The following is a 20,465-nucleotide window of genomic DNA, read 5'->3' as shown; positions in this document are numbered from 1 at the left end:
TATATATCAGTTACACAATCAATTAATTTAAATTATGGCAACAAAAGAGTATTTCCCCGGAATTGAAAAAATTAAATTTGAAGGTAAAGATAGTAAGAACCCAATGGCATTCCGCTACTACGATGCTGAAAAGGTGATCAATGGTAAGAAAATGAAAGACTGGCTGAAATTCGCCATGGCATGGTGGCATACACTCTGTGCGGAAGGTGGTGATCAGTTTGGTGGTGGAACAAAACAGTTCCCATGGAATGGCGAAAATAATCCTGTTCAGGCTGCCAAAAACAAAATGGATGCAGGCTTTGAATTCATGCAAAAAATGGGTATCGAATATTACTGTTTCCATGATGTAGACCTGGTGACAGAAGCTGATACAATTGAAGAATATGAAGCTAACCTGAAGGAAATTGTCGCTTATGCTAAACAGAAACAGGCAGAAACAGGTATCAAACTGTTGTGGGGTACTGCCAACGTATTTGGTCATGCACGTTATATGAATGGTGCAGCTACCAATCCGGATTTTGATGTAGTGGCTCGTGCTGCTGTTCAGATTAAGAATGCAATTGATGCAACGATCGAATTAGGTGGTTCTAATTATGTATTCTGGGGTGGACGCGAAGGCTATATGTCACTATTGAATACAGATCAGAAACGTGAAAAAGAACATCTCGCTCAGATGCTGATGATAGCCCGTGACTATGCCCGTGCACGTGGTTTCAAAGGTACTTTCCTGATTGAACCCAAACCAATGGAACCTACCAAACACCAATACGATGTAGATACCGAAACAGTGATCGGCTTCTTGAAAGCTCATGGGTTGGATAAAGACTTTAAGGTAAATATCGAAGTAAACCATGCAACATTGGCAGGTCATACTTTTGAACACGAACTGGCAGTAGCAGTTGACAATGGTATGCTGGGTTCTATTGACGCCAATCGTGGTGACTATCAGAATGGTTGGGATACAGACCAGTTCCCTATCGACAACTATGAACTGACACAGGCTATGATGCAGATTATCCGTAATGACGGATTAGGTAATGGAGGCACAAACTTTGACGCCAAAACCCGTCGTAACTCTACCGATCTGGAAGACATCTTTATAGCTCACATTGCCGGTATGGATGCTATGGCCCGTGCTCTGGAAAGTGCAGCCAATCTGCTGAATGAGTCTCCATACAAGAAGATGCTTGCTGATCGTTATGCCTCATTTGATACCGGTAAGGGTAAAGAATTTGAAGATGGTAAACTGTCCCTGGAAGATCTGGTTTCATATGCTAAAACAAACGGCGAACCCAAGCAAACCAGCGGCAAGCAAGAATTGTATGAAGCAATCGTAGCGATGTATTGTTAATAGTGATGAGTTTTTTAGTGATAAGTGATTAGTGCCATGCGGTATGTATCGCATAGCAGCTACTCACTTATCACCACTCACTTATCACTACTTACTTATCACTAATCACTACTCACTTATCACTATTTATTATGAATAATACAAATGAAGGTAGCAAACTCTACCTATATTCCATAACATCAGTAGCCATTCTGGGCGGATTGCTGTTTGGTTATGACACCGCAGTGATCTCAGGGGCAGAAAAAGGGCTTGAAGCCTTCTTCCTTACTGCCACCGATTTTCAGTATGACAAGGTTATGCACGGTATCACTTCTTCAAGTGCTTTGATAGGTTGTGTGCTGGGGGGGGCATTATCCGGAGTCTTTGCTTCCCGACTAGGACGCCGTAACTCATTACGACTGGCAGCTGTACTTTTCTTTCTTTCTGCATTAGGTTCTTACTATCCCGAATTTTTGTTTTTTGAATACGGTAAGGCTGATATGAATCTACTTATTGCATTCAACCTGTACCGTGTTTTAGGAGGTATCGGAGTAGGACTGGCATCCGCTGTATGTCCGATGTACATTGCCGAAATAGCTCCGTCCAATATTCGCGGAACATTGGTTTCCTGTAACCAGTTTGCCATTATCTTCGGTATGCTGGTGGTATATTTCGTTAACTATCTTATTATAGGCGATCATCAGAATCCGATCATCAATAAAGACGGAATGACAGGTGTTCTTTCTGTCAGTAGCGAGTCTGATATGTGGACTGTATATGAAGGATGGCGTTACATGTTTGGCTCTGAGGCATTCCCGGCAGCCATGTTCGGCCTGCTGCTATTCTTCGTTCCCAAAACTCCGCGTTATCTGGTGATGATAGATCAGGATCAGAAAGCATACTCTATCCTGGAGAAAGTAAATGGTGCTTCGAAAGCAAAAGAAATATTAGCAGAAATTAAAGCCACTTCTCAAGAGAAGACAGAGAAACTATTTACTTATGGTGTTGCAGTAATCGTAATAGGAATTCTGCTTTCTGTATTCCAACAGGCTATCGGTATTAATGCTGTACTATACTATGCTCCGCGTATTTTTGAAAATGCCGGTGCTGAGGGTGGGGGTATGATGCAAACGGTCATCATGGGTATTGTAAATATCATCTTCACATTGGTTGCCATCTTTACTGTAGATAAGTTTGGCCGTAAACCACTGCTTATTATTGGTTCCATCGGTATGGCATTCGGGGCTTTTGCTGTAGCTTTGTGTGATAGTATGGCTATAAAAGGTATCTTCCCGGTAGTATCCGTTATCGTTTACGCAGCTTTCTTTATGATGTCATGGGGGCCTATCTGCTGGGTATTGATTTCAGAAATCTTTCCGAATACAATCCGTGGCAAAGCAGTTGCCATTGCAGTGGCATTCCAATGGATATTCAACTATATTATATCCTCTACCTTCCCTGCACTCTACGATTTCAGTCCGATGTTTGCATACAGCCTTTACGGAATTATCTGTGTAATTGCCGCTATCTTTGTAGGACGCTGGGTACCGGAGACGAAAGGTAAAACTCTGGAAGATATAAGTAAACTTTGGAAAGATAGAAAAAAAGGAATTTAATATATAGGTTCTCTCATATATAAACTATGCATTTTAAGTATGCGTTAATTAGGTTATTAACACATACTTAAAATGCATAGTTTATATGTACAAAGTACGTACTTTTATAACCGTTGATATTCAATAGTTTACGAATGTGTTTTCATATCTAAATAGAGAAATATTATGTATCGTTAATCTTTGTTTTACGAACAAAGACCAGTGTACTTTGTTTTTCCGGTAATCATTAAATAACATCTAAAACAGAAGATAATTATGAGATCATTAATTGGAAAACAAGCGCCGAAATTCAATGCCACGGCAGTAATCAATGGGCATGAAATCGTTCCGAATTTCTCACTGGACCGATATAAAGGTAAAAAGTATGTAGTATTTTTCTTCTATCCGATGGATTTTACATTTGTATGCCCTACCGAACTGCATGCTTTCCAGGAAAAATTTGCCGAATTTGAAAAACGGAATGTTGCCTTGGTAGGTTGCTCAGTGGACTCCGAATACTCACATTACTCCTGGCTGCAAATGCCGAAGAATGAAGGAGGTATTCAGGGGGTGAAATATCCTATTGTATCCGATTTTTCTAAATCAATCTCTGAGAGCTATGGAGTACTGGTTGGAAGTTATGCTCCCGATGAAAATGGCAATTGGGTATGTGATGGGGCTCCGGTAGCTTTCCGTGGATTGTTTTTAATTGACAAAGAAGGTATTGTTCGTCATTGTGTTATCAACGACCTCCCATTAGGACGCAATGTAGATGAAGTATTACGTATGGTAGATGCGTTGCAGCATTTTGAAGAATACGGTGAAGTTTGTCCGGCTAACTGGTCTAAAGGTAAGGACGCTATGAGTGCAACCGAAAACGGAGTGGCTGACTACCTGAGCAAGCATTAATAGAAAGAGATACTAAAATATGAAAAAGGGCGTTTATTGAAAAATAAATGCCCTTTTATAGTTGATATTCCAAATATTATGACGTTATTTGCGCCGAAAACAATTGATCGTTTTATTATACTCTATTTTCTACCTAATCAGTTGAATCCGGATTTAATTTCAAACCTCTCTTGTTTCTAAATTTATTTATCAATTTTTATTTTTTGTATTTTATGAACATGTACATTGGAAACCTTAGCTATCGTGTTAAGGAAGCAGATCTGAGACAGGTAATGGAAGAGTATGGAACAGTAGATTCAGTAAAACTGATCATCGACCGTGACACTCGTAAATCTAAAGGATTCGCATTTGTAGAAATGCCTAACGACGATGAAGCTAAGCATGTAATTTCAGAACTGAACGGTGCTGAATATGAAGGTCGTGCAATGGTAGTAAAAGAAGCTTTGCCTCGTAACTAATCCATTCATATAGAAGTAATAAGTAAGGGGATGTATTGTTAACAATACATCCCCTTATTATTTTTAAGAGTCCGGAATCTATAGTTCCTTACTATTATCATTAGTCAAAGGTTTACCCTTATATTCTCCTGTAAGAGTTTCCAGAAAGGCTACAATCTCGCCTAACTCTTCATCAGATAAGGTAGCATCTACTTGATATTTCGCCATATAGTCAACAGCATCTTTCATTGTTTTCATACTTCCATCATGGAAATAAGGAGCTGTTAGGGCTATGTTTCTCAAACCGGGAACTTTAAAACGGTGTTTGTCACGATCTGCTTTAGTCTGTTTGAAGCGCCCGTTGTCCTCTTCAGTCATTTCCAATCCACGATCAGCGAAATAATCTCTTTTCACTCCCATCAGCTCATAAGATTGTCCACCAAGAGTTTCACCGACATGACATGTTGCACAGTCGTACTTTTTGAAAAGCTCATATCCAGTCAGTTCTGTATCGTTGATTGCACTCTTCTCGCCCTTCAGATAACGGTCAAAACGAGAGTTGGGAGTAAGCAATGTCTTCTCAAACTCTTCGATAGCATTGGTTATATTCTTCTCTGAATAACCTTCCGGATATACTTCCGTAAAAGCTTTTGTGAAGTTAACATCTTGCTGCAACTTAGCTATAATTTCGTCAAAAGAATGACAAGCCATCTCTACCGGATTTAGGGGAGGCCCGGCTGCTTGTTCGGCAAGCGTATTAGCACGTCCGTCCCAGAACTGTACGAAGTTATAAGCTGCATTGTAAACGGTAGGTGCATTTACACCTCCGAATTGTCCGCCGACCCCTTCAGAATATCGCTTATTATCTACACCGCCGGTGTTCAATCCATGACAAGAAGCACAGGAGATGCTATTATCTGCCGAAAGACGGGTGTCATGATATAGCATATCTCCCAAAATAACTTTGTTCATATCTACCGGTAACGAATCCGCAACGGGACGTATGGGTTCATTAGCAAACTCAGCAGCAGCAAGTCCATTGGCATAATGCGCCAGACGGTGTTGTCTTACCCAGGCAAGTGCCATCTCTTTTTTTGCATCGGTGGTAGCAGATCCCCAATGTACCATATAATATTGGTGCAAAGGCATTTTGCCATCCATCATTACTTTCTCTACCTTTGCTAAAGCTACTCTACCAACAGATTTACCAGCCTTTAATGCTTCAGCCATCTCTGTCATGTCAAAAGTACGATAACCAGCAGCAACATCTTTCATAATCATGCTGTTGACAACGGGCCAGTCTGCATAAAAAGGAAGGTCGGGATTGGAAGAGTGACAGCGTAAACAACCACCGGAGGTAATAATCTCCTGCATTTGTGCATCAGCAGTAAGCTCCTGTGATGGAGCTCTGTTTACCACGCAATAGGTGACAGCCAGAAAACCGACTACTACCAGTGATGCGATAATTAGTTTTGTGCTCTTTTTCATTGTGCATTCTTTTTTAGTTAGTTATTGCGATTTTTATAAATCAACGGACATAAAGACAACATCTACATCAGACAACTGAGGAAACATACGAATGATCAGATTGCATCCAATTAATATTAAAAAAGTATACTTATGTGTGATACTAATAAAAAGACGGGATAATATCAGTTTACTGTTTTCTCTGTACAAACACCGTAACAGACATCTCCACGCCATAGCCAAAATCACATTTAAAAGAAATGCAAAAAAGGAAGCGGGAAATTATCTGTCGTTGCCTGCAACAATACTGCTAATGCATAGTAAAACGTTGCAAATAATGATTGTTTGTGCATGATGCTTTTCGTTTAACGCCACAAAGCTAATTAAAATTATGTATATAAACGTACAAAGTAAGAATTAAATTGTATTAAGTACAATCTTGGATTAAATTTAATAGATAAATCAAAGGGGAATGAAAGTTGCTTTGGATTTATGAATAATGCAACAGTAGTTGAAATCCGTTTAGCCTTGAACCCGATATCTAACTGATGATTCACATAAATAATAAAAAGCCGGCAATCAAAGAAAAGTCTTCGATTACCGGCATTATTAACAGATAAATAATATTTTTCGCTATTTAGAAGATGTACCACTCTCCAAAATACTAACAATGGAAAAAAGAGTAAAGCAGATAGCTCCCAAACCAGTCAAAACACGGGCAGGAATGAAATAATCTTCGTGAATAGTTCCTAATTCAAAGGTAAAAGCTGCCAAAAACAAACATGCTAATGCTGTCAGAACAGGAATGATCGGAATACGACTGGATAAAGCAAACTCATGTCGCCAAACTTTGGCCAACAAAATTACTTTGCTGGAAATGCTGTAGCAAACCAATCCTAATCCAATCATTATATAACCAATTACTCCGTTTGTAGTGCTCGAATCGGCAAAGATAACAAACACCCCCCAAATAAAAGAAATAGCCCCCATTAACAGTACCAGTTTGGGCCATCGGTTACGTTCTGTAACCGAATATACATTCCTTACCTGACGGGCAATAGTTGCTACCAAAGCAATCAGACTGGTACAAATACAAGCAAGCCCCACCATTACATGCCCAGCTACGAAGTAAGCGGGATGTATTTCACTCTGCCCTAACAGAAGGAAAGCCCATATCCAGGCAACACCAGACGTTATAACTACTATTCCTTTTAATACACGTTCTTGCCCAGCTGTAAAAGCCTTCTGAGGAACATTATGCCCGGTATCTTTCGCATTGGTGGGAATTAAGGAAAAACGGGTGGAAGAAGTAGCAGCAGTTGCCACACAAATTGTAATTAACCCTACTCCGGTCACTACATGCCCGGCAACGAATGAATGGGAGTCATCAGAGGAAGTGAATAGAACAACACCACCAATGATTGTAATTACGGCAACCAAATAGGCAATGGCAGGCAAAGCATATTGAGAATTTCGCCCATATGTATGAATTATCTGACGTATGATAGTAGCAGCCGTAGCGAAAAGTGCAATACAAATCATACCCAATGAAAATACAACAGGACCTGCTACCAAACGGTTAGGATCGTCCCCCAATACATAAATAAATGTCCCGTAGCCGAAACATAACAAAGCCATTGCCAATGGAATAGCTCTGAATAACACGCTTATACCGTAATTCATAATTCTATATAATTTTAAAAATTTCCACTACAACAAGGTTTAACGTGATTTGTTTTTATCCGGTTACTGCTTTTTAGAGTCTTTTCACAAGAGGGCTATTTCTACCGGATTGAAATTAAAAAGCCTTTTCTTGTATGCAAACGAATGTTTTTGTACATTTGCACCCTTAAAATAAGGAGGGTACCTCCAACTGTAATTGTAAATAGTAAAATCGTATCTATAGTCATGAGCAAGAAGTTCGCCGAATATTCGCAGTTCGACCTTTCACAGGTAAATAAGGACGTATTGAAAAAATGGGACGAAAACCAGGTTTTCGCCAAGAGTATGACAGAACGTGAAGGCTGCCCTTCGTTTGTATTTTACGAAGGACCTCCTTCAGCTAATGGTATGCCGGGCATTCACCATGTGATGGCTCGCTCTATCAAAGATATTTTCTGCCGATACAAAACAATGAAAGGCTATCAGGTAAAACGTAAAGCCGGTTGGGATACGCATGGATTGCCTGTAGAGCTGGGTGTGGAAAAAGCGATGGGTATCACTAAAGAGGATATCGGTAAGAGTATTTCCGTGGCCGAATATAATGCAGCTTGCCGTAAAGATGTGATGAAATTCACCAAAGAATGGGAAGATCTGACTCATAAAATGGGATATTGGGTGGATATGCAACATCCGTATATCACGTATGATAACCGTTATATCGAAACCTTGTGGTGGCTATTGAAACAGTTATATAAAAAGGGACTACTTTACAAAGGATATACCATTCAACCTTATTCTCCGGCTGCCGGAACAGGATTAAGCTCACACGAGTTAAACCAACCGGGTTGCTATCGCGATGTGAAAGATACGACTGTAGTAGCACAGTTTAAGATGAAGAACCCGAAACCTGAAATGACAGAGTGGGGGACTCCTTTCTTCCTTGCATGGACTACTACGCCATGGACTTTGCCCTCAAATACTGCGCTTTGTGTAGGTCCTAAGATAGATTATGTAGCTGTACAATCATACAATGCATATACCGGCCAGCCAATCACAGTGGTATTAGCAAAACAATTACTGAATGCTCACTTTAATCCAAAAGCTGCTGAACTGAAGCTTGAAGATTATAAACCGGGAGACAAGTTGGTTCCGTTCAAAGTGATAGCCGAATACAAAGGTACTGACCTTGTAGGTATGGAATATGAGCAACTGATCCCATGGGTTAACCCAGGTGAAGGTGCATTCCGCGTCATTTTGGGTGATTATGTAACTACTGAGGATGGTACAGGTATCGTACATATTGCTCCGACATTTGGTGCAGACGATGCTCAGGTAGCAAAAGCAGCCGGCGTTCCTCCTTTGCAGTTAATCAATAAGAAAGGTGAACTCCGTCCTATGGTAGACCTTACCGGTAAATTCTATACTTTAAATGAACTGGACGAAGCGTTTGTAAAAGAACGGGTTAACGTTGAACTATATAAAGAATATGCAGGCCGTTTCGTAAAGAATGCCTATGATCCGAATCTTACTGAGCAGGACGAGTCATTGGATGTAAGTATTTGCATGATGATGAAAGCCAACAACCTGGCATTCAAAATAGAAAAGCATGTGCACAACTATCCGCACTGCTGGCGTACGGACAAACCGGTATTGTACTACCCGCTGGATAGTTGGTTTATTCGTTCTACTGCCTGCAAAGACCGTATGATAGAGCTGAACAAAACAATCAACTGGAAACCGGAATCTACCGGTACAGGACGTTTCGGTAAATGGCTGGAAAATCTGAATGACTGGAACCTGAGCCGCTCTCGTTATTGGGGTACTCCGTTGCCTATCTGGCGTACGGAAGATAACAGTAGTGAAATATGTATTGAATCAGTAGAGGAACTATACAATGAAATAGAGAAATCGGTAGCTGCCGGATTTATGAAATCTAATCCTTACAAAGAAAAAGGATTCGTTCCGGGACAGTATACAGATGATAATTACGATAAAATAGAGTTGCACCGTCCATATGTGGATGATATCATCCTGGTATCCGAAGACGGAAAGCCTATGAAACGTGAAACAGACCTTATCGACGTATGGTTTGATTCAGGTGCTATGCCCTATGCACAAATTCACTATCCTTTTGAAAATAAAGAATTGCTGGATAGTCATGAGGTATATCCGGCAGACTTTATCGCAGAAGGTGTGGACCAGACACGCGGATGGTTCTTTACACTACATGCTATTGCAACAATGGTATTCGATACCATATCTTATAAAGCTGTTATCTCTAACGGTCTGGTATTAGATAAGAATGGCAATAAAATGTCCAAACGTCTGGGCAATGCTGTTGATCCGTTCTCTACAATTGAGAAATACGGTTCTGACCCGTTGCGTTGGTATATGATAACGAATTCTTCGCCATGGGATAACCTGAAGTTTGACATAGATGGTATCGAAGAAGTTCGTCGTAAATTCTTCGGTACTTTATATAACACATATTCATTCTTCGCGTTATACGCCAATGTCGATGGATTTGAATACAAGGAAGCAGATGTACCTATGACAGAACGTCCGGAAATAGATCGCTGGATACTTTCTGTGCTGAATACACTGATTAAAGAAGTGGATACTTGTTATAATGAATACGAACCGACCAAAGCAGGACGACTGATCTCGGATTTTGTGAACGATAATCTATCTAATTGGTATGTTCGTTTGAACCGTAAACGTTTCTGGGGAGGTGAGTTCACACAAGATAAACTGTCTGCTTATCAAACGCTGTACACATGTCTTGAAACAGTAGCCAAACTAATGGCACCGATTGCCCCGTTCTATGCAGATCGTTTATATAGCGACTTGATTGCTGCTACCGGACGTGACAATGTCGTTTCTATTCACCTTGCTAAATTCCCTGAATACAATGAAGAGATGATAGACAAAGGGCTGGAAGCACGTATGCAAATGGCACAGGACGTCACTTCAATGGTATTGGCATTGCGCCGTAAAGTAAACATTAAAGTTCGCCAACCGTTGCAATGTATTATGGTTCCTGTAATAGACGAGGAGCAGAAGGCTCACATCGAAGCGGTGAAAGCATTGATTATGAATGAGGTGAATGTAAAGGATATCAAGTTTGTAGATGGTGCTGCCGGTGTATTGGTGAAGAAAGTGAAATGTGATTTCAAAAAACTCGGTCCGAAGTTTGGAAAGCAGATGAAGGCCGTAGCTGCTGCTGTTGCAGAAATGTCACAAGAGGCTATCGCCGAACTGGAAAAGAACGGTAAATATACGCTGAATCTGGATGGAACAGAAGCTGTGATAGAAACGGCAGATGTAGAAATCTTCAGCGAAGATATACCGGGATGGCTGGTTGCAAATGAAGGCAAACTGACAGTTGCCCTTGAAGTTACCGTTACTGAAGAGCTTCGCCGTGAAGGTATTGCCCGTGAATTAGTGAACCGTATTCAAAATATTCGTAAATCAAGTGGATTTGAAATAACTGACAAGATTCGGATAACAATCTCTAAAAATCCACAAACAGATGATGCGGTAACAGAATATAATAATTATATTTGTAACCAAGTTTTGGGTACATCCCTGACTTTGGCAGATGAGGTAAAAGACGCTACGGAGCTTAATTTCGACGATTTTTCTTTATTTGTCAATGTAGTAAAAGAATAATTCTAATACCAATAACCTCTAAAAAGTAAAAATTATGGCAGAAAAGACAAGATATTCGGATGCGGAACTTGAGGAGTTCCGTGCCATTATAATGGAGAAACTGGAGTTGGCACAACGTGATTACGATCAGTTGAAACTTAGTCTGATGGGTCTTGATGGAAACGATACTGACGATACATCACCCACATACAAAGTACTGGAAGAAGGAGCTAACACACTGTCAAAAGAAGAAACGACTCGCTTGGCACAACGTCAACTGAAGTTTATTCAAGGATTGCAGGCTGCTCTTGTACGTATTGAAAACAAAACGTATGGTATTTGCCGTGAAACAGGAAAGTTGATTCCTGCAGAGCGCCTGCGTGCTGTGCCTCATGCTACACTCAGCATTGAAGCAAAGAATAGTGGCAAGAAATAAAATTAGTGACGAGCTATAAGCTACAAATCACATGTGCTGTGCGTTATTTGCAAAGTACCTGTAATTTGTAACTTATAGCTCGTAGCTTATATAACTTGTATTCAACAAAATGAAAAAACTACTCACGAAAGGACAAATTGCCCTGCTCGTTATCTTCTCGGTGCTGATTATAGACCAGATTATTAAAATTTGGATTAAGACCCATATGTACTGGCACGAAAGTATTCGGATTACCAACTGGTTCTATATCTATTTTACAGAAAACAATGGGATGGCATTTGGTATGGAGATCTTTGGAAAACTATTCCTTACCACTTTCCGTATTATTGCCGTAGCATTGATAGGATGGTATCTGTATAAGATTGTAAAGAGAGGATTTAAAACGGGATACATTGTCTGTGTTTCTTTGATTCTTACCGGAGCACTGGGAAATATTATTGATAGCGTATTTTATGGAGTACTGTTTAACGAGAGTACACATTCACAAATTGCCAGTTTTATGCCCGAAGGGGGAGGATACTCCACCTGGTTTTATGGAAAGGTAGTAGATATGTTTTATTTCCCGATTATTGATACTACCTGGCCTACATGGATACCGTTTGTTGGGGGAGAGCATTTTATATTCTTTAGTCCCATCTTTAATTTTGCTGATGCCGCTATCAGTTGTGGTATCATCGCATTGCTTCTTTTTTATAGTAAATATCTGAATGAGTCTTATCACTCACACGAAAAAAAGGACTAAGACAGAAAATGAAAAGAGATTTCCGGTGCCGGTTGTATATCATATGCCTGTTAGTGGTATTCGTTGTTGGTTGTAAGGTTAAAAGACCCGATGGAGTTCTTCCGGAAGCAACAATGGAAAATTTGTTATATGATTATCATATAGCGAAAGCAATGGGTGATAATTTACCATACAATGAGAATTATAAAAAAGTATTGTATACAAATGCTGTATTTAGCAAATATGGTACAACGGAAGCTGTTTTCGATTCGTCTATGGTATGGTATACACGTAATACGGAAGTACTGGCCAAAGTCTATGAAAGAGTCAGCAAAAGGCTAAAAGCACAACAAAACTCGATCAATCACTTAATTGCTATACGCGACAAAAAGCCAATGACATCTACTCCTGGCGACAGCATTGATGTATGGGCATGGCAACGTATGAGGCGCCTAACGGGAATGCCGATAGATAATAAACTGACGTTTGTCCTACCCTCGGATTCTAATTTCAAGAAACGCGATACATTGGTATGGGAAGTCCGTTATCATTTCCTTGAAGGTGCCAAACCGGATACGACCCTGTTTGCATTAATGGGTATGCAGATTCAATTTGAAAATGACAGTATTATTAGTGAAACCAAACGAGTAACAGAGTCGGGGATACAGCGTATCCGCCTGCAATCGGATACGTTGGGAGCTATCAAAGAAGTGAAAGGATTTATCTATTATCCAAAGAAAAAGACACCGCATACTTTATTGACTGACGGTATCACACTCATGCGTTATCACTCTAATGATACGTTGCCGGTTTTGAATGATTCCTTAAAAACAGATTCTCTTAAGCGGGATGTAGTGAAAGAGGTTACTTCAAAAGAAACAGCCGATACAATAGAGAAAGTAGATCAGCAACCTCAGCCAAGATTGACTCCGGAAGAGATGAATCGCCGTCGCAGCAATCTGCAACGTGAGGTGAAACCGGAGCAACTCGAAGTAGAGAAGCACATACAAATGGAGAAACGTGAAATAAGACAAGAACGGCAAATGAATCAACGCCGCCGGTCACAGTAAATTTCAAAACTAACAAAATGAAACGCTTTGCTTCTCATTATTTGCATGCACCAGATACTGGTTTTCTCAAACAACAGGTAGTAGAATTGGAGGGAGAATACGTTGTGAGATTCTTCCCCCTTACCGAAGAAATAGAATCGGTAGAATGGTTACCGGGCGTCATAGAACTAACCCAGGTGAAAGATAAATTCTGCGCTTATCTTTTATTTCCTTTTGATTTTACAATGATGCAGCCTGTCGCCGAAACTCGGCGCAGACAATTGCTGTAGCAATAGCTACATTGAGCGATTCGGAAGTTTCTCTCTCCTGAGGATAGTTAGGAATATATAGTTTCTGATTGATTAGTGCCTCCACCTCTTTACTAATTCCATTTCCTTCATTTCCCATTACAATCAATCCATTACGGGACAATGGCTGCCCGTATATATTCTTTCCATCCAGAAATGTTCCGTAAACAGGAATATCACCAAGAGAACGAATTAAGCCGGGCAGGGGAGTATAATATGTTTTTACACGGGCTATACCGCCCATAGTAGCTTGTACCGTCTTAGGATTATAAACATCCACTGTATTAGATGAACAAATAATATGCTCTATGCCAAACCAATCAGCAAGACGAATAATTGTACCCAGGTTTCCCGGATCCTGTACATCATCCAGGGCAAGACAGAGCGAATCACGAAGAATAGAAGTATTTAAAACATATTCCGGTTGCCTGAATACGGCGAGTACCTGTTGAGGAGTCTTCAATAAACTGGCACGTGATAGTTCATCCTGAGTAACTTCTGCTATTTCATCTGCCTGAACAGATGCGTGTTCTCGTAACCAGGAAGGAGTAGCAGCCAAAAAGGTACAAGAAAGGTGTCCAAGTAAATCACCCACCAGTTTCGGACCTTCAGCCAGAAAGACTTTCTCTTCTTTACGTATCTTTTTTAACTCCAATGAGCGAATGTACTTTATTTTATTTTTGCTTAATAGTGCCATATAAACCTGATATTTACGGCAAAGCTATAAAGATATTTCCAATATACCACTTTCTCACGATTCTTTTTCTATATCTTTTTTTTTATGATTAACATTATTTATACCAATAAATATATACTATCTACTTAATTATCGTAGATTTGTTTAAAAATAGTAGACTGGTTATCAGTAGTAAATAAAAATAAAATGGAAAGACTTACACAGCAAGAAGAAGAAGTAATGCTTTACTTTTGGAAGATAGGCCCAAGTTTTATAAGAGATGTACTGAATCAAATGCCTGCTCCAAAGCCTCCTTATACCAGTGTGGCATCTGTAGTACGTAATTTAGAGAAGAAACAATATCTGTCTCCTTTCAAACTGGGCAACTCTATTCAGTATCATCCCATAATCAAAGAGAGTGATTACAAGCGTTATTTTCTTAGTGGAGTGGTAAGTAATTATTTTACCGGGTCCTATAAAGAAATGGTTTCATTTTTTGTGAGAGATCGTAAAATCAGCAAAAAGGAACTGAAAGAACTTATTAATATCATTGAAGACGAAGAATCTTAAAAACAACCAGAGATATGACACTTTTTATTCTATACTTCATGAAGGTAAATATAGCATTAGTTGTGCTGTACTTCTTTTATAAATTATTGTTTAGTAAAGATACCTTCTTTGGATTACGCAGACTGATGTTGATTTTAATCTATATCATCGCATTCACATATCCTTTGTTTGATCTTTCTGCCTGGATGATAGTAGACAATAATGTAACCGGCGTAGTAAACACCCTATATCAAAAGGTATTGCCCGAAATAATAATCGTAAGTGAAACAGCTGATAATGCATCATCTTTTCCATTGGTTACAATAGTTCTTACAGGCCTTTACATAGCAGGAGTGATTATCTTATTAACCCGTACATTGCTGGAAATCAGCAAAACCTGTATCATACTTCATCATAGTAAAAAAGTATATATTGATGGAATCCGCATATGCCAGCCCAAAGAAAAACAAGAGCCTTATTCTTTCTTTAAGTGGATTTGTGTGTATCCAGGTATGTATAATGAAAAAGAGACAAAAGAGATATTGGTACATGAACAGACGCATGTACGCGAACTTCACTCGGCGGATATATTATTGGCACAACTCATAATTATTCTTTGCTGGTTCAATCCTTTTGCCTGGCTCATACGAAGCGAAATGCGTATTAACCATGAGTATCTTGCCGACAGGAAGGTGGTGACGAGCGGTTACGACAGAAAAACTTATCAATATCATCTTTTAGGTCTCAAACAGAATCAACTGGCTGCAGCAAATTTATATAATAACTTTAGTGTATTACCTTTAAAGAACCGAATTAAAATGTTAAACAGAAAAAGAACCCGTAACATCATGAGAAGCAAATACCTCATGTTTATTCCTGTAACTGCTTTGTTGATTCTATTCAGTAACTGTACAAACACAGCCAAAGAAGAATCAACAGAAGAAAAAGTGGAAGTAAAATACATCCCGACAGAAGTCAAACCGGATACAGTAGACATCGCCAATGCTGTTTTCGATATGGTAGAAGAAATGCCGGAATTCAAAGGAGGCAATAAGGCACTGATGGACTATCTGGCTGCAAACCTACAGTATCCGAAAGGAGCTGAAACCAAAGGAACACAAGGTCGTGTTATCGTACAATTCATTGTTAATACGGATGGCAGTATTGATAATGCAAAAGTAATTCGCAGTGTTGATTCTGAATTGGATGCGGAAGCCTTGCGTGTGATCAATGAAATGCCGAAATGGAAACCGGGGACACAAAAAGGTGAACCGGTACGTGTAAAATATACCGTACCAGTTATGTTCCGTCTGAAATAAACGGCGGTCAGAGATAAAACATTGAAATCACCAATAGTTCGCCCCCACGATGTTGTAGCAACTTCTTAGGGGCGAATTAGCATTTATTATTTCCCCATACAGAAAAATTCGCCTATATTTGTAGGGTATTTGAGGCAACTAATAAAACCCTATGAGGAGAGGATATCTTTACACGTTACTTTCTTTTGCCATTCTGACGCTGGCTTCGTGTTCCGCTACCAAGTTTGTGCCGGATGGTTATTATTTATTGGACGAAGTTAAAGTATCTACTGACAACAAAGACGTAAAATCTTCCAGCCTGCGTAATTATGTACGTCAAAATCCCAATGCAAAATGGTTTAGCCTGATAAAAACACAGTTGTATGTTTATGATCTTTCAGGGCGTGATTCCAGCAAATGGTACAATAAATTTCTTCGTAAAATAGGAGATGCTCCGGTTATTTACAACGAAAACGAAGCACAACGCTCACAGGAGGAAATAACAAAAGCTGTCCAAAATATGGGATATATGAGTGCTTCCGTTAAATGTACAACGAAAACAAAGAAAAAGAAACTGAAACTATATTATGAGGTAGCTACAGGTAAGCCTTATACTGTACGTACATTGAAATATGACATTAGTGACCCCAAAGTAGGTGAGTATATGCAGAAAGATTCTGCTAATACTTTGTTGAAAGAAGGTATGTTGTTTGACGTAAATGTATTGGACGCAGAACGGCAACGAATAACGGATCATCTATTGCGTAACGGATACTATAAATTCAATAAAGACTATATTTCATATACTGCTGATACCGTGCGTAACACTTATCTCGTGGATCTTACTTTACATCTGCAACCTTATAAAACGCACACTACTGATACCCCCAAAGCACATAATCAATATCACATCAACAAAATAAATTTTATCACAGACTATGATGTTCTCCAGTCTTCTGCATTGAGTAGTATTGAAATTAATGACTCCATACATTACAATGGTTATCCCATCTATTATAAAGATAAGTTATATCTGCGACCTAAAGTATTGACAGATAATCTACTGTTCTTTCCAGGAAATCTGTATAACGAACGCGATGTACAACGTACTTACTCAAACTTCGGACGCCTGCCAGCATTGAAATACACCAATATCCGTTTCTTTGAAACTCTGGCAGGAGACAGTACATTACTGAATTGTTATGTGATGCTAACCAAAAGTAAACATCAATCAATCTCTTTTGAATTGGAAGGAACAAATTCTGCCGGTGATCTTGGAGCAGCAGCTTCCGTATCTTTCCAGCATCGGAATCTCTTTCGTGGTTCCGAAACGTTTATGATGAAGTTTCGTGGTGCATATGAAGCAATTACCGGATTGCAAGGCGACTATCATAGTAACAACTACACAGAATATGGTATAGAAACGAGTATAAACTTTCCGAGCTTCTTATTTCCTTTTCTGAATTCTGATTTTAAACGTAAAATACGTGCTACCACAGAGTTTGGTTTGCAATATAGTTACCAGCTACGCCCGGAATTCTCACGTACAGTAGCTTCGGCTTCGTGGAGTTACAAATGGACACAGCGTCAACGGGCACAACACCGTATTGACCTAATAGATATCGGTTATCTGTATTTACCCTGGATCTCCCAAAAGTTTCGCGAAGACTATATCAACAAGGGGCAGAATCATATTTTTGAATACAACTATAAGAACCGGCTTATTGTACGCATGGGTTATAGTTATAATTATAACAGTGCCGGAAATGCTTTGGTGAACAATACCATCAGTTCTAATTCTTATTCTATCCGTGCCAATATAGAATCGGCAGGAAATATTTTATATGCATTCTCTAAAGCGATCAGTATACGAAAAAACAATGATGGCGAATATGCCATTCTCGGCATTCCGTATGCACAGTATCTGAAAGGTGATTTTGACTTTGCCAAGAATATCCGGATAGATAATCGTAATTCATTGGCATTTCATGCTGGTTTTGGTATTGCGGTTCCATATGGCAATGCAAAGACTATTCCATTTGAGAAGCAATACTTCTCAGGAGGTGCCAACAGTGTACGCGGATGGTCTGTACGTGATTTAGGGCCGGGTTCATTTCCCGGTGATGGTAACTTCCTGAATCAGTCAGGCGACATCAAACTGGATGCAAGCATCGAGTATCGAAGTAAGTTGTTCTGGAAATTTCAGGGAGCCGCCTTTATCGACGCTGGTAATATCTGGACAATCCGTGATTACGCCAATCAACCGGGCGGTGTATTCAAGTTCAATGAATTCTATAAGCAGATTGCCGTTGCTTATGGCTTAGGTTTACGTTTGGATCTGGATTTCTTTGTTTTACGCTTCGACGGAGGTATGAAAGCTATCAATCCGGCTTATAAAAATGGTAAAGACCGCTGGCCCATTATTCATCCTAAGTTCAGTCGTGATTTTGCATTCCACTTTGCAGTGGGTTATCCATTTTAACCAACCATCTTTCACCCTCTTTTATCAAATGAATGGTATCCTGTTTCTCAGTAAGAATAGCAGATGTACCATTGAAGAAATCAGCTTTCAGATAATTTTTTACTGAACAGATAACAGTTGCATGCCCTTCTTCCGGATTCATCTGCTCACTAATTACAGTCACAATAACCGGCCCTTTTGCATTTACCTTGTCAATGAGCTCCTGCGTAGTGTTTGTAGCCATATAACTAAGATATGGGAGGGAAGCCGGAGCAACCAATTCTTTGGTAGCCGCATAATCAAGATCATAAAAGGTTTCACAGAATGCTATTGCATTGCGTACAACTTCACTTTGAGGTACCTGTTTCTGACAGGCAGTAACCAAACTCATAAAAACAACGAGAGAGAATATTCGTAGTATTTTCATAACTTAGTGAATAAAAAAGATGAAACATCTCTTTGTACAGAGCATGTTTCATCTTTTGACATTTCTTTATGCATTAAATTAACGGGCAGCAAATAGCAGACCGTTCATTACCATCTGACGTGCTGCAAGAGTTCCCTGAGCATCCAGAGTGACAGTCATTGACTCGCCATTAGGCAAATACATCTGCGCTGTACCATCATTGTTCATTTTCAAAAGTTCGGTACTCTCACCATTAGCTACTACATTCCAGGTATTTGCTTCCTTGTTGTAGATCAATTCCATAGCAGTTTTCTCACCCTCTTTTGTAATTGAATAACCATTCTCCAAAGTTTCTACCAGATAGTTGCCATTTTCGCCTTTTACTTTCTTTACATCTCCTGCATTTGCCATCGGGTTAGAGCCGCTCCAAAACTCAATAGAGTTGATAACCAAAGCATCCGCCAAATATGCAACGCCATATACCGGAACGATGTTCAGCGCAAGAAACACAAGTTCGTTTACAAACTTATTTCCTACCGACTGATTCCAGGAAGAAATACGATTGAATAAACCAAATGAACCTACACATGAGCTAAACAAAATAGTACCGCTCAGAGCAAAAGCTGCGACCAATGTCAATCTGTTTTTTTTCATAATTTCTGTTTTTTAGTTGTTATTTTGTGAAACGATAAAAGACTTATAATAGCTATAAGTCCTTTATACAGTTGCAAATATAAACCTTTTAATTAATAGAAACAAAACATGGTGCAATTTCTATTTTACATTTTTTCTTCGTTTCCGAAGCTCATTTCCTAATAAATAGTCGACAGAAAACTTGCCGGGACCGGATATATACATCAATATAAATACAACTAAATAGATGAGTGCCAGTTCTTTTACTGCAAAAGCATCATTACCATGAATTACAAAGAACGCCATGCCCATTGTAAAAATCATAGGCAACATAGCCAGACGATATAATATACCAACGATAAACGCCATTGAACAAACGAGTTCTCCGAAGATAGCCAGTCCCAGAGATAACGGGCTACCTACACCTAACGGATCAGGGAAAGCTATGGATAGTTCCTGATAACTGCTCCATTTCTGTATGCCGTGATTCATCAACAGTAAACCAAAGAAAATACGTAATGCAAGTAAGAATAAAGATGCCCCTGTACTATTGGGCTTTGAGGGGAATAAAAAATTGTAGATCATAAGTTTCATTTTTTAGTTTGATAATTTATACAATATAAACAAACCTTAGCTTCACATTGTTTAAATTGATTCATATCAAATAAAGCATTACAGAGATAAAAAGTATAAACTCTTTTTGCCAGCCTTTGTTATTAGATATATATTACATTAATAGAAAGGAATAAAGTTATGAAAAAGGTAAAAGATTTCTTCAAAGATTGTCTCGAAGAAATAGGTAGAGGCATACTCCATGAATATGGCTACTTTGAAGAGGATGACAAATAATAAAATAGAATAAGGAAGCAATATACTT

Annotated in this window: 18 protein-coding genes; 12 read left to right on the top strand and 6 right to left on the bottom strand. The window is 39.3% G+C overall.

The annotated features are described in order from the left end of the window. The first annotated feature begins 34 nt into the window (after positions 1–34). The 4 genes from xylA (at position 35) to VCM39_RS10250 (ending at position 4,292) form a co-directional block, all read left to right on the top strand. The gene (gene xylA / locus VCM39_RS10265) at positions 35–1,351 is read left to right on the top strand and encodes a xylose isomerase (RefSeq protein WP_221651438.1); all 1,317 of its coding nucleotides are present in this window, start codon (positions 35–37) and stop codon (positions 1,349–1,351) included. A gap of 131 nt (positions 1,352–1,482) precedes the next feature. Beyond that, entirely contained in the window at positions 1,483–2,946 is a 1,464-nt protein-coding gene (xylE, locus tag VCM39_RS10260) for a D-xylose transporter XylE (protein WP_322934169.1), read from the top strand. A 255-nt stretch (positions 2,947–3,201) separates the two neighbouring features. Beyond that, entirely contained in the window at positions 3,202–3,834 is a 633-nt protein-coding gene (locus tag VCM39_RS10255) for a peroxiredoxin (RefSeq protein WP_322934170.1), read from the top strand. A gap of 212 nt (positions 3,835–4,046) precedes the next feature. Then, a complete protein-coding gene (locus VCM39_RS10250; protein ID WP_002560282.1) occupies positions 4,047–4,292 on the top strand; it encodes an RNA recognition motif domain-containing protein in 246 nt (81 codons plus the stop codon). Positions 4,293–4,370: 78 nt separating this feature from the next. On the opposite strand, the gene VCM39_RS10245 is transcribed toward VCM39_RS10250, so the two are convergent. Together VCM39_RS10245 and VCM39_RS10240 are read right to left on the bottom strand one after the other, a co-directional pair. Beyond that, positions 4,371–5,759 (bottom strand): cytochrome c peroxidase, encoded by a 1,389-nt coding sequence (locus VCM39_RS10245; protein WP_322934171.1) that lies wholly within the window; start codon positions 5,757–5,759, stop codon positions 4,371–4,373. A gap of 612 nt (positions 5,760–6,371) precedes the next feature. Beyond that, the gene (locus tag VCM39_RS10240; RefSeq protein ID WP_221651435.1) at positions 6,372–7,421 is read right to left on the bottom strand and encodes a DUF2776 domain-containing protein; all 1,050 of its coding nucleotides are present in this window, start codon (positions 7,419–7,421) and stop codon (positions 6,372–6,374) included. A 225-nt stretch (positions 7,422–7,646) separates the two neighbouring features. On the opposite strand from VCM39_RS10240, the gene ileS reads away from it, so the two are divergent. The 5 genes from ileS to VCM39_RS10215 all read left to right on the top strand — a co-directional run bounded on the left by ileS (position 7,647) and on the right by VCM39_RS10215 (position 13,547). Continuing rightward, the gene (gene ileS, locus VCM39_RS10235; protein ID WP_322934172.1) at positions 7,647–11,072 is read left to right on the top strand and encodes an isoleucine--tRNA ligase; all 3,426 of its coding nucleotides are present in this window, start codon (positions 7,647–7,649) and stop codon (positions 11,070–11,072) included. Positions 11,073–11,106: 34 nt separating this feature from the next. Further along, the gene (locus VCM39_RS10230) at positions 11,107–11,487 is read left to right on the top strand and encodes a TraR/DksA family transcriptional regulator (protein WP_002560277.1); all 381 of its coding nucleotides are present in this window, start codon (positions 11,107–11,109) and stop codon (positions 11,485–11,487) included. A 109-nt stretch (positions 11,488–11,596) separates the two neighbouring features. Beyond that, positions 11,597–12,229 (top strand): lipoprotein signal peptidase, encoded by a 633-nt coding sequence (locus VCM39_RS10225; RefSeq protein ID WP_221651433.1) that lies wholly within the window; start codon positions 11,597–11,599, stop codon positions 12,227–12,229. An 8-nt stretch (positions 12,230–12,237) separates the two neighbouring features. Continuing rightward, the gene (locus VCM39_RS10220) at positions 12,238–13,278 is read left to right on the top strand and encodes a DUF4296 domain-containing protein (RefSeq protein WP_221651432.1); all 1,041 of its coding nucleotides are present in this window, start codon (positions 12,238–12,240) and stop codon (positions 13,276–13,278) included. A 17-nt stretch (positions 13,279–13,295) separates the two neighbouring features. Continuing rightward, complete coding sequence (locus VCM39_RS10215; RefSeq protein ID WP_322934173.1) at positions 13,296–13,547, top strand: hypothetical protein; 252 nt, start codon at positions 13,296–13,298, stop codon at positions 13,545–13,547. Here the strand turns inward: VCM39_RS10215 and VCM39_RS10210 are convergent. After that, the gene (locus VCM39_RS10210) at positions 13,498–14,262 is read right to left on the bottom strand and encodes a TrmH family RNA methyltransferase (RefSeq protein WP_289293492.1); all 765 of its coding nucleotides are present in this window, start codon (positions 14,260–14,262) and stop codon (positions 13,498–13,500) included. The genes VCM39_RS10215 and VCM39_RS10210 overlap by 50 nt on opposite strands. A gap of 186 nt (positions 14,263–14,448) precedes the next feature. Between VCM39_RS10210 and VCM39_RS10205 the strand changes: the two genes are divergently transcribed. From VCM39_RS10205 to VCM39_RS10195, 3 genes are all read left to right on the top strand, one after another. Further along, positions 14,449–14,811, top strand: coding sequence for a BlaI/MecI/CopY family transcriptional regulator (locus VCM39_RS10205; RefSeq protein ID WP_002560272.1), 363 nt, complete (start codon positions 14,449–14,451; stop codon positions 14,809–14,811). Positions 14,812–14,825: 14 nt separating this feature from the next. Further along, positions 14,826–16,109 carry a M56 family metallopeptidase gene (locus VCM39_RS10200; protein WP_322934174.1) on the top strand — a complete coding sequence of 428 codons (1,284 nt, stop codon included), beginning with the start codon at positions 14,826–14,828 and terminating at the stop codon, positions 16,107–16,109. Between the two features lie 151 nt (positions 16,110–16,260). Next, positions 16,261–18,570 (top strand): BamA/TamA family outer membrane protein, encoded by a 2,310-nt coding sequence (locus VCM39_RS10195; protein ID WP_322934175.1) that lies wholly within the window; start codon positions 16,261–16,263, stop codon positions 18,568–18,570. Here the strand turns inward: VCM39_RS10195 and VCM39_RS10190 are convergent. The 3 genes from VCM39_RS10190 to VCM39_RS10180 form a co-directional block, all read right to left on the bottom strand. Continuing rightward, entirely contained in the window at positions 18,524–18,976 is a 453-nt protein-coding gene (locus VCM39_RS10190) for a hypothetical protein (protein WP_221651427.1), read from the bottom strand. The two genes, VCM39_RS10195 and VCM39_RS10190, sit on opposite strands and share 47 nt — an antisense overlap. Positions 18,977–19,054: 78 nt before the next feature. Then, a complete protein-coding gene (locus VCM39_RS10185) occupies positions 19,055–19,609 on the bottom strand; it encodes a DUF3332 domain-containing protein (RefSeq protein ID WP_002560268.1) in 555 nt (184 codons plus the stop codon). A 120-nt stretch (positions 19,610–19,729) separates the two neighbouring features. After that, positions 19,730–20,173: a DoxX family protein gene (locus tag VCM39_RS10180; protein ID WP_289293487.1), complete on the bottom strand. Its 444-nt coding sequence runs from the start codon at positions 20,171–20,173 to the stop codon at positions 19,730–19,732. Positions 20,174–20,465 lie beyond the last annotated feature (292 nt).

The organism is Bacteroides mucinivorans, assembly GCF_034654355.2.
Taxonomy (GTDB): Bacteria; Bacteroidota; Bacteroidia; order Bacteroidales; family Bacteroidaceae; genus Bacteroides; species Bacteroides nordii.
Note: the sequence above shows the minus strand (reverse complement) of the source record. Positions and strands in the feature narration are given on the sequence as shown.